We start from the raw sequence: 9022 nt of genomic DNA on the forward strand, positions 1-9022 counted from the left end.
ACACGCGACTACCTTTTTTCAAAAAAGGTAGCGTTTTTCGAAGCTTTTTGAAAAAATCTTCACCAAAAACTTCCTTATGATCAACCGCCTTCAGGCAATGCGGGCGCGGTTTCCCAACCGCGGCCGATAATGGCGGCACTGCGGCGGCCCAGCCCGTCATGGCGCAGCACGATCATGTTCTGCTCCTCAAGATAGGCAAGCTGCCGCCGGGCACGGCCAAGCGAGTGGGTGCCGTAGGTGCGCGCAATCACACTGTCGGACGGGCACGGCTCCCCATGCAGCGCCGCCCGCGCAATAAGCAGGAAGATGCCCTGCATGTCATCGGGCAGGACGGCAGCCATCTGCTCGGCCTGCCGCCAGTCCTCGCTTTCCACCGTCGTGGCATCCACGCCCGCGCGGGCGACGGCCAGCAGGCGACGGAAGCGCGGCATGTCGAGCGCGTCACGGCCCATGCCCTCGATCCGGCAGCGCACCAGAAAATCCTGATACAGCACATGCACCGGGCGGAAGCCTGCATCCTCATCACGCAATATGTCGGTCAGGATGTCGATAAAGCGCAGGCGGAGCGCTGCCGCATCCACCGGCGGGGCTTCGGGCGCAGCCGCTTCGGCCTCCAGCGTCGCGGTCTCGGCATGGGCTGCAAGCTGCGAGAGGATATCGGGCGGCGGACTGGCATGACGCGGCGCGCGGGCGGGCAGTTCGCGCTCGGGCACCGGGGTCAGGATCAGTTCGCGTATTTCATCGCCTGCGGGCACCGGCTCGAAAGGCATCAGCGTGGGGCCAGCCGAGCGGCTTTCAGTCTCGACCGGGCCAATTTTCACCGCAAGCGGCCTGCGGCACACGGCGGGGCCGAGGGCCACAAAATAACCGCGCTCAAGATCGCGGAAGCTCTCGGCCTGACGCCGTTCCATGCCCAGCAGGTCGGCGGCACGCATCATGTCGATGTCGAGGAAGGTGCGGCCCATGAGGAAGTTCGAGGCTTCGGCCGCGACATTCTTGGCAAGCTTGGCCAGGCGCTGGGTGGCGATCACGCCCGCCAGCCCGCGCTTGCGTCCACGGCACATGAGGTTGGTCATGGCCCCGAGCGAGGCGCGACGTGCCTCGTCCGATACCTCGCCCGCTGCGGCTGGCGCAAAAAGCTGGGCTTCATCCACCACCACCAGCACGGGGTACCAGTAATCGCGCGGCACCTCGAACATGCCGCCAAGGAAGGCAGCGGCGCGGCGCATCTGCACATCCGCATCCACGCCCTCAAGGTTCAGGATGACCGAGGCGCGGTGCATGCGCATGCGCTCGCCCGCCGCCTGCAGGGCGGCTTCGGTATGCTCGGCTGCATCAATGACCAGATGGCCGAAGCGCTCGGCCAGGCTGACAAAATCGCCCTCGGGGTCGATGATGGCCTGCTGCACCATGCGCGCCGACTGCTCAAGCAGGCGGCGCAGCAGGTGCGACTTGCCCGAGCCGGAATTGCCCTGCACCAGCAGGCGGGTGGACAGCAGTTCGGCCAGGTCCATGGTCACGGGGCCATCGCCTGCCACGGCCCCGCGCCGCTCGCCAATCGTGATTGCAACACTCATGGCGCTGACGGATACCGCTCGCGGCGCGAGTCCTGCAACCACGCCCATGCGCCCTCGCCCGCCATGCGGCCCGTGGCCATGCAGCCCTGCAGCAGGTAGCCACCGGTCGGGGCTTCCCAGTCCAGCATTTCACCTGCGGCAAACACGCCGGGCAGCGCGCGGATCATGAAATGCGCATCGAGTGCGGGCCACGCAATGCCACCGGCCACCGATATGGCGCGGTCCAGCGCGGCAGGGGCGTTGACTTCAACCGGCACCGCCTTGACCCGTGCGGCAAGGGCCTGTGGCGCACGCGGGGGCGGTCCGTCGCCGCCTTCACGCATCAGCGCCACCGCAACGGGGGAAAGCTTCAGCGCCTTGCGTAGCGTGTTGGACAGGCTCTCACGCGCCCGCACGCGGGCGATGCGGGTGGCAATCTCGGCCGCGTCAAGGGCCGGGCGCAGGTCAATGAGCAGGCGGGCGCGGCCAGTTTGGGCAATCCGCTCGCGAATGGCGGCTGAAAGCGCATAGACCGCGCCGCCTTCAATGCCCGTATCGGTCACCACCGCCTCGCCGCGCACGTCTGGGCCGCCTTCCAGCGCAAGGCCGATGCCACGCAGCGGCGTGCCCGCAAACCGCGCGCGAAAGGCCGGGCTCCACCCGGTCACGAACCCGCAATTGGCAGGCGCGAACGGCGTGACATCAACACCAAGCCCCCCAAGGCGTTCGCCCCATGCGCCGTCAGACCCCAGCCGCGCCCAGCTTGCACCGCCCATGGCCAGCACCGTGGCATCGACCCGCCAGCACGCCGCCCCGCCGGGGCCGGACACGCGCAGGCGGCCTGCTTCATCCCACCCAAGCCAGCGGTGGCGGGTAAGCAGGCGCACTCCACGCGCGGCCAGCCGCGCGAGCCACGCGCGCAGTAGGGGGGACGCCTTCATGGCGCGGGGAAACACCCGGCCACTGCTGCCGGTAAAACATGGCTGGCCCAGCCCTTCGGCCCATTTCACCATATCGGCCGGGCCAAAGGCCAACAGGGCCGCCTGCATCATGGGCGTAGCCGCGCCATAGCGGGCGCCAAAGGCTGCCGGATCCTCGGAATGGGTCAGGTTCAGCCCGCCGCGCCCGGCCATGAGCAGCTTGCGGCCCATGGTGGGCATCTGCTCGACCACGCTCACCGCGCACCCCCGCTCGGACAGGATCTCGGCTGCGGCAAGGCCCGCGGGGCCACCGCCAATAACGGCCACATGCGGCCTGAAAACGAATTCGGTCATCAGATGATGTAATCAATCGGCGGAAGCATCTGGTCCATGGTGAAGGCGGGCAGGCTGGAATGGCGCGTGCCCACAACACGGGCCGGGTTGCCCACCACCGTGGTGTAGGGCGAAACGGATTCCAGCACGATGGACCCCGCCCCCACCTTGGCCCCCTCGCCAATCTCGATATTGCCCAGAATGGTGGCGCCTGCGCCAATCAGCACACCCCGGCGCACCTTGGGGTGGCGGTCGCCCACGTTCTTGCCGGTGCCGCCAAGGGTCACGCCCTGCAGCAGCGACACGTCATCCTCCAGCACCGAGGTCTCGCCAATGACAATGCCCGTGCCGTGGTCGAACAGCACCCGCCGCCCCAGCCGGGCGGCTGGGTGGATATCGACCCCGAACAGTTCCGAGCACCGGCTCTGCAGGTGCAGCGCCAGATAGCCGCGCCCGTTATGCCACAGCCAGTGCGCCACGCGGTGGCTCTGCACGGCGTGATAGCCCTTGAAGAACAGGAAGGGCGTTACGTATTCCGCCGTGGCCGGATCTCGCTCGCGTATGGCCACGAGGTCGGCCGCGGCGGCGTTGACGATATCGGGGTCAGCCTCGAACACCTCCGTCACCAGTTCGGCCAGCGCGTCATCGGCTACCGAGCGGTCGCCGAGCTTGCGCCCGAGCAGGGCGGCGAGCGCGCCGCGAAAGGAGCCGTGATTGCGGATGCCCGTGGCCAGCAGCCCCTTGACCAGCGGGTCATTGCAGCCACATGCGCCGCTTACGATCTCGCGCCACAGCATGGCGGGGTCGATCGGCCCCAGCGTTGGGGGCATTACGGGGCTGGCGCGATCCTTCAGCGAAAGGGCGGCAGGCGGGTTTTCAGGCATGATCGGTCCGTTCTTCCGTCCGATGGGCGGTTGTCATATGGCTGGCAGGCGGGCGTTCACAGCCCCATGGCGTGCCGGGCAAAGCTGCGGCGCAGGGGTGTTATGCGGTTGACTGTGGCAAGCCCCACGTCACGCGCCAGGCGCAGCAGCGGGTTGTCATTGCCAAACAGGCGCTCGAGCGCATCGGTAGCCGCCAGCATGAGCATGTTGGCGGGCCTGCAACGCGCCTGGTAGCGGCGCAGCACGTCGGGCGCGCCCACATCGCCGCCCGCCGCGTGCACCTGCGTCAGGATATCGGCCATGGCGATCACGTCACGGAAGCCAAGGTTGAGCCCCTGGCCCGCAATGGGGTGGATGCCGTGGGCGGCATCGCCCACCAGCGCCAGGCGCGTATCGATGTAACGCTGCGCGTACTGCGCGGAAAGCGGATAGACCCAGCGCCGCCCCACGGGGGTCACCGCACCCAGCCAGTCATCGCCCATGCGGCGGCGGATCTCGTGGGTAAAGGCGTCATGCGGCAGGTCGGCAAGGCGGTGGGCCACCTTCTCGCTCTCGGTCCAGACCAGGGCGGAGAGGTTGGGGTGCTCGGCATTGCCCGCCATGGGCAACTGGGCAAAGGGGCCTGCGGGCAGGAAGTGCTCGAGCGCGCGGCCTTCATGCGGGAATTCGTGGGCGACCGCGCACACGATGCCGCACTGGTTGTAGGGCATGCGGGTGACCGTGATGCGGGCCTGGTCGCGCAGCGGGCTGCGACGCCCTTCGGCTGCCACCACAAGGCGGGCATTGATGGTGCGGCCACTGGTGGTGTGGATCACGGCACCATCAGCCGTGCGGGTCACGCGGCCTTCATCGGGGGCGAAAACATGCAGGCCCGGCGTTGCGTGAAGGGCTGCATTGAGCGCCACGCGCAGGGCGCGGGCCTCGATCATCGCGCCGAAGGGCTGATCGGCATCGGCCCGGCCAAATTCAAGGAACAGGGGCGAAGGCGGCTGGCCGGGCCTGCCATCGGTCACGCGGATTTCGTTGATGTCGCACGACTCCATGGGCAGGCGGCCCCACACGCCCGCTTCCTCAAGCAGGCGGCGCGAGCCTGCGGCGATGGCATAGGCGCGGCCATCAAAGGCGGGGTGCTCCATGGGCGGCAGCGCCGCGCGATCGATGATGGCGACCTGCATGCCCGCTGCTGCCAGGCGGCAGGCCAGCGTGGCGCCAACCGGACCCGCCCCCACGATGCAGACATCAACCCCAAGGGCTTCGGGCATGGCGGTGGCTGTCATGTTCGCGGTCATTTCGTTTCCTGTTCTGGGCCTGCCGGGCAACGGGGCAGGCCACACGGATTTACTCCCCACCGGGGGCAACGCACAAGCGCACATGCCAGATGCATGGCGTGAAGGCGGATGACATGCATCGCCCGATCAGGGTATAGACGGAGCGGTTACCTTACTTCACCCACGGTCAACCGGCCGGAACAGCAAGAATGGAGACGCGGTGCGATGAAGCTTGTCACAGCCATCATCAAGCCTTTCAAGCTCGACGATGTGCGTGAGGCCCTGACCCCGCTGGGGATTCAGGGGCTGACCGTATCGGAAGTCAAGGGCTTCGGTCGCCAGAAGGGCCAGACCGAAATCTATCGCGGGGCGGAATACCACGTCAGCTTCCTGCCCAAGATCAAGATCGAGGTCGCCGTGACCGACGAACTCGTCGAGCAGGCGGTCGAGACGATTCTGGAGGCCGCCCACACCGGCAAGATCGGCGATGGCAAGATCTTCATCTCCCCGCTGGACAGCGTCATCCGCATCCGCACGCGCGAGACGGGCGACAGCGCACTGTAAAGCTACCCTGCTTTTTTCATACATCATTTCAGGACCGACCAGCCACATGGCCACATCATTCCGCATCTCCCTCGCCGCCGCCTCCGTCATGGCGCTCGCCCTTTCCACCGGAGCCGCGCAGGCACGTGACACGTCCAAGGCGTGCCACGCCAAATTCACGGCGGCCCGCACGGCAGGCACGCTGGGCACGCAGTCCTACAAGGAGTTCAAGGCAGCCCAGTGCGATACCGGCGCCGCCACCACAGCCGAGGCGGCCAAGCCCGCCGCACCGGCAACCCCGGCGCCTGCCGCAGCCCCCGTAGCCGCGCCGGCGGCAGCCAGGGCCGCAGCGCCCGCGGTCACCACCTCGGCCACCATGCCCGCCACTGTAGCTGACAAATACAGCAAGGAACCCGCGGGCAAGGGCCGCCTGCACACCTGCCTCGACCAGTACAACGCCAACAAGGCCGCCAACGCCAATGGCGGCCTGCGCTGGATCCAGAAGGGCGGCGGCTATTACAGCCAGTGCAACGCCAAGCTCAAGGGCTGAGCCCCCGCACGGGCCGCGCCCTGGCCCGTGCCTTACCCGCCCTGCCTGCGCGCGGGGCGGACAAAGGCCTGGCTGGTGGCGTAGGATATCCACACCCTGTGGCTTGCGAACCAGTCCGAGCCCAGCAGCATTTCAAGGTGCTCGCGCAAAGGAGCCACGGTGAGCGTGACATTGCGCTCAAGCTCGTGGCCCACCTGCAGGCTGTCAAAGCGGTGCCAGTGATAGATGTCCTTGTGGCCATCCACGCTGGCGGTAACCCCACCGGGGTCGCGCTCAAGCTGTGACTGGGCAACACCCGCGCGGTGCGCCACGTCGGGCGAGACGATGCGCGAGCGCGCGCCACTATCGAGCAGCGCCGTGACCGGCCTGCCATCAAGCCTGACCTCAAGCAGGAAGCGGTTGTCCTGCCGCCGCAGGGGCAGGCTTTCATACGGGCCATCCCACGCGGGCGGAGGGGCGCAGGCGAGCGAGCCGTGCTGGATGTTCCACAGGCTCAGCGTGCCGCCGGGCACATCCATGTCGAGATCGAAACGCGAGAGAATATCGCCACCAAGCAGCCCCGCCACGGGCGGCTGGATCATCGGCTGGCCGGGCAGTTCGCCCACCGGCACGGAGCGTGCGCCAAAATCCACCCCGCCCACCCGCAGGTCGGGCACGATGGCATTGGGCGTGGCCTGTGCCACCCCGCCCGTGCCATGCACCACCGTTTCATGCTCGGGGTCGAGGCGCAGGCGCAGGTAGCCCACCATCTCGGGCGTGAGCAGCCCGCCATCGGAGCCGGTATCGACCAGCGCGCTCAGGCTGTGGCCTGCAATGCTGATGACGATGGAGAGATACCCCCCATCATCGCGCAGCGGCACCTGGGCTACGCGTTCATGGTTGCACAGCCGCGCGGCATCGGGGGCCGCCATCGCGCCATGGGCCACACCAAGGCCACAGGCCAGCCCCATGGCCAGCAAGGTGTTGCGGGCCGCCACTAGCCCAAGCGCTCCGCCATGGCATCGGTCGCGGCAAGCAGGGCCTCGATGATGCCGGGATCGGTCATGGCATGGCCCGCGATATCAACAACCTGAAAATCCGCCTCCGGCCAGGCGCGGTGCAGGTCCCATGCCGTGCGCATGGGAGTCGCCACGTCATAGCGCCCCTGCACGATGATGGTGGGGATGTGGCGGATGCGCTCCACATTGCGGATCAGTTGCCCCTCCTCCAGCCACCCTGCATTGATGAAATAATGGTTCTCGATGCGCGCGAAGGCCAGCGCATAGCGCGGATCGCCGTGCCGGGTGGCGGTATCAGGGGCGGGGCGCAGGGTGATGGTGCGGCCTTCCCACACGCTCCAGGCAATGGCCGCCTTTATCTGCTCGTCCTGGTCCGTGCCGGTCAGGCGACGGTTATAGGCCGCGATCAGGTCGCCGCGCTCGGCGGGCGGGATGGGGGCGAGGAACTGCTCCCACAGGTCGGGGAAGAGCCATGACGCCCCTTCCTGATAATACCACAGCAGTTCCGCCCGCCGCAGGGTGAAGATGCCGCGCATGACCAGCGCCGTCACCCGCCCGGGGTGTGTCTGCGCATAGGCCAGCGCCAGTGTGGAGCCCCATGAGCCGCCAAACACCATCCACTGCTCCGCTCCCGTGAGCACGCGCAGGCGCTCCATGTCGGCCACGAGGTGCCAGGTGGTGTTGTGCGCGAGGGATGCATGCGGCGTGGAGCGCCCGCAGCCGCGCTGGTCGAACAGAAGGATACGGTAGCGCGCGGGGTCGAACATGCGGCGCTGGAAGGCCGAGCATCCGCCGCCAGGGCCACCATGCACGAACACCACGGGAATGCCATCAGGGTTGCCGCACAGCTCCCAGTAAACGCGGTGCCCCTCCCCCGTATCAAGCCAGCCGTGGTCGTAGGGGTCGATGGGGGGGTAGGCAAACCGCTCAGGCATGGATCTTCCTGTTCATCGGGCAGTATCGGGCGGGGTGTCGGTGGTGGCATGCGGATGGGCGCGTGTCCAGACATCCATCAGCCGCGCCTCATCCGCCAGGGTGTAGCGCTGGGTGGTGGACAGGCTGGCATGGCCGAGCAGATCCTGGATCACGCGCAGGTCGGCGCCACCTTCCATCAGGTGCGTTGCGAAGGAATGCCGCAGCGCATGCGGGGTTGCATGCTCCGGCAGGCCCGCCATGTGCCGCCACGTGCGCATGGCGCGCTGGGCGATGCCCGCCTGCAGCCGCCCGCCACGCACGCCCACGAACAGCGGCGCATCGGGCTGGGGCAGCGGGTGGGCATTGCGCCACCGCCTGAGCGCCTGCATGACCTGCGGCAGCACCGGCACCATGCGCTCCTTGCCGCCCTTGCCGCGAATGCGCAGCACGCCATCGCCCTGCACCGGGTTGCCAAGACTGGCCGCCTGATCGAAATCACGCACATCCAGCCCCAGCGCCTCCGAGATGCGCAGCCCGCAGCCGTACAGCAGCATGAACAGCGCCCCGTCGCGCACCTGCGCCATGGGGGTGTGGGCAATATCGGCCACGCCTTCGGGCACCTCAAGCGCATCTGGCCTTGGCAGCGGGCGGGGCAGCGGGCGGCGGGTGCGCGGCGTGGCCAGCAGGGCGGGGGCGGGGTTGTCCACTCCGTGATACCGGGCAAGGTAGCGGTAGAACGAGCGCAGCGCCGAGACCCGCCGTGCCCGCGTGCGCGCCGCGCGGTCCTGCGTGGTGGCGCGCCTGCCGGTCAGGGCGGCGTTATGCTCATGGGCCAGCCAGGCCCGCAGATCGGCCAGTGAAAGCCCCGCCAGCGCCCCCAGATCGGGTTCCGCGCCCAGATGCCCCATGAGGAAGGACAGAAAGCGGTCCAGATCGCCCCGATAGGCCGCAAGCGTGAGGGGGGAAGCCCGGCGTTCGGTCTCCATCCACTGCAGAAAGGCATCGCGTGCCCCGGTTGCCATCATGCCGCAGACCTTTTTCCTGACTGAAAAAAG

Annotated in this window: 9 protein-coding genes; 2 read left to right on the forward strand and 7 right to left on the reverse strand. The window is 67.9% G+C overall.

Features of this window, described 5'->3' with window-relative positions:
* Positions 1 to 80: 80 nt before the first annotated feature.
* From GXY01S_RS09640 to GXY01S_RS09655, 4 genes are all read right to left on the reverse strand, one after another.
* Positions 81 to 1577 (reverse strand): ATP-binding protein, encoded by a 1497-nt coding sequence (locus GXY01S_RS09640; protein WP_061274528.1) that lies wholly within the window; start codon positions 1575 to 1577, stop codon positions 81 to 83.
* Complete coding sequence (locus GXY01S_RS09645) at positions 1574 to 2830, reverse strand: TIGR03862 family flavoprotein (RefSeq protein ID WP_061274530.1); 1257 nt, start codon at positions 2828 to 2830, stop codon at positions 1574 to 1576. Before GXY01S_RS09645 ends, GXY01S_RS09640 begins: the two co-directional genes overlap by 4 nt.
* Positions 2830 to 3639 (reverse strand): serine O-acetyltransferase, encoded by an 810-nt coding sequence (gene cysE / locus GXY01S_RS09650; RefSeq protein ID WP_174520943.1) that lies wholly within the window; start codon positions 3637 to 3639, stop codon positions 2830 to 2832. Before cysE ends, GXY01S_RS09645 begins: the two co-directional genes overlap by 1 nt.
* Positions 3640 to 3749: 110 nt before the next feature.
* Positions 3750 to 4982 (reverse strand): UbiH/UbiF/VisC/COQ6 family ubiquinone biosynthesis hydroxylase, encoded by a 1233-nt coding sequence (locus tag GXY01S_RS09655; protein ID WP_061274534.1) that lies wholly within the window; start codon positions 4980 to 4982, stop codon positions 3750 to 3752.
* 204 nt (positions 4983 to 5186) lie between these two features.
* On the opposite strand from GXY01S_RS09655, the gene GXY01S_RS09660 reads away from it, so the two are divergent.
* Entirely contained in the window at positions 5187 to 5525 is a 339-nt protein-coding gene (locus GXY01S_RS09660) for a P-II family nitrogen regulator (RefSeq protein WP_061274536.1), read from the forward strand.
* Between the two features lie 46 nt (positions 5526 to 5571).
* Positions 5572 to 6054 carry a hypothetical protein gene (locus GXY01S_RS09665; protein WP_061274538.1) on the forward strand — a complete coding sequence of 161 codons (483 nt, stop codon included), beginning with the start codon at positions 5572 to 5574 and terminating at the stop codon, positions 6052 to 6054.
* Between the two features lie 32 nt (positions 6055 to 6086).
* Here GXY01S_RS09665 and GXY01S_RS09670 read toward each other — a convergent pair whose 3' ends face one another.
* The 3 genes from GXY01S_RS09670 to GXY01S_RS09680 are packed head-to-tail and all read right to left on the reverse strand — an operon-like array spanning position 6087 to position 8992.
* Positions 6087 to 7004: an aspartyl protease family protein gene (locus GXY01S_RS09670; RefSeq protein ID WP_061274557.1), complete on the reverse strand. Its 918-nt coding sequence runs from the start codon at positions 7002 to 7004 to the stop codon at positions 6087 to 6089.
* A gap of 26 nt (positions 7005 to 7030) precedes the next feature.
* Positions 7031 to 7987, reverse strand: a complete 957-nt coding sequence (pip, locus tag GXY01S_RS09675) for a prolyl aminopeptidase (RefSeq protein ID WP_061274540.1) — start codon at positions 7985 to 7987, stop codon at positions 7031 to 7033.
* 12 nt (positions 7988 to 7999) lie between these two features.
* Positions 8000 to 8992 carry a tyrosine recombinase XerC gene (locus GXY01S_RS09680; protein WP_082770808.1) on the reverse strand — a complete coding sequence of 331 codons (993 nt, stop codon included), beginning with the start codon at positions 8990 to 8992 and terminating at the stop codon, positions 8000 to 8002.
* Between the last annotated feature and the right edge of the window lie 30 nt (positions 8993 to 9022).

This window comes from Komagataeibacter xylinus NBRC 15237 (assembly GCF_001571345.1).
Lineage (GTDB): Bacteria > Pseudomonadota > Alphaproteobacteria > Acetobacterales > Acetobacteraceae > Komagataeibacter > Komagataeibacter xylinus.

Coding starts and splice junctions, on each gene's coding strand:
- GXY01S_RS09640 (WP_061274528.1), bottom strand. CDS start 1,577: ATGAGTGTTGCAATCACGATTGGCGAGCGGCGCGGGGCCGTGGCAGGC.
- GXY01S_RS09645 (WP_061274530.1), bottom strand. CDS start 2,830: ATGACCGAATTCGTTTTCAGGCCGCATGTGGCCGTTATTGGCGGTGGC.
- cysE (WP_174520943.1), bottom strand. CDS start 3,639: ATGCCCCCAACGCTGGGGCCGATCGACCCCGCCATGCTGTGGCGCGAG.
- GXY01S_RS09655 (WP_061274534.1), bottom strand. CDS start 4,982: ATGACCGCGAACATGACAGCCACCGCCATGCCCGAAGCCCTTGGGGTT.
- GXY01S_RS09660 (WP_061274536.1), top strand. CDS start 5,187: ATGAAGCTTGTCACAGCCATCATCAAGCCTTTCAAGCTCGACGATGTG.
- GXY01S_RS09665 (WP_061274538.1), top strand. CDS start 5,572: ATGGCCACATCATTCCGCATCTCCCTCGCCGCCGCCTCCGTCATGGCG.
- GXY01S_RS09670 (WP_061274557.1), bottom strand. CDS start 7,004: ATGGGGCTGGCCTGTGGCCTTGGTGTGGCCCATGGCGCGATGGCGGCC.
- pip (WP_061274540.1), bottom strand. CDS start 7,987: ATGCCTGAGCGGTTTGCCTACCCCCCCATCGACCCCTACGACCACGGC.
- GXY01S_RS09680 (WP_082770808.1), bottom strand. CDS start 8,992: ATGATGGCAACCGGGGCACGCGATGCCTTTCTGCAGTGGATGGAGACC.